The sequence below is a fragment of the Oleiphilus sp. HI0132 genome, assembly GCF_001635845.1.
On the sequence record NZ_LWGJ01000640.1, the window covers coordinates 1 to 705 of the forward strand.

Genomic DNA, 705 nt, shown 5'->3' on the forward strand with positions numbered 1-705 from the left:
ACGCCAATGGCAGTATTGTCGACTCGTGTTCGTTCAGTTTCAGACTACTTTAGACAGAAGTTTGCTCAGGTGACTAACCCACCGATTGATCCATTGCGTGAAGCGATTGTTATGTCTCTGGAAACCTGTGTGGGTGTAGAGCAGAACGTATTTGAAGAAACGCCTGAGCATGCGAAGCGAATTATTTTGGCTACGCCGGTACTGACACCTGCGAAGTTTAGCTGCTTTAGCTCGGATAAAGATGGTTTTGAACATGCCTTGATTAGCCTTCAGTACAAAGAAGAGACTGGCTTAAGGCAAGCAATTGTTGATGTGTGCCAGCAAGCAGAAGAAGCTGTTAGACAAGGCAAGGTTGTGCTTGTTTTGTCGGATAAAGATATCGAACCTGGCTTATTACCACTAAATGCCTTTATGGCAACGGGTGCAGTGCATCACCACTTGGTTGAGAAGGGCTTACGTTGCGACTCGAATATTATTGTGGAGTCTGGTTTTGCCCGTGACCCTCATCACTTCGCGGTGTTGTTTGGTTTTGGTGCTACGGCAGTCTTCCCTTACTTGGCTTATCAGGTTATGAGTGACCTGATCAGTACGGGTGAGATGCTGATGGACCCAATCGAGGCGAAAAATAATTATCGTCGCGGTATTGGTAAGGGCTTGTTGAAGATCTTATCGAAGATGGGTATTTCTACAATTGCTTCTTACCGT

1 protein-coding gene is annotated in these 705 nt (G+C 45.8%); it reads left to right on the plus strand.

Translation table 11 applies throughout. The features are described 5' to 3' along the window. On the plus strand, positions 1-705 hold a 705-nt coding region (locus A3766_RS07775; protein ID WP_304440941.1), incomplete at both ends, for a glutamate synthase central domain-containing protein.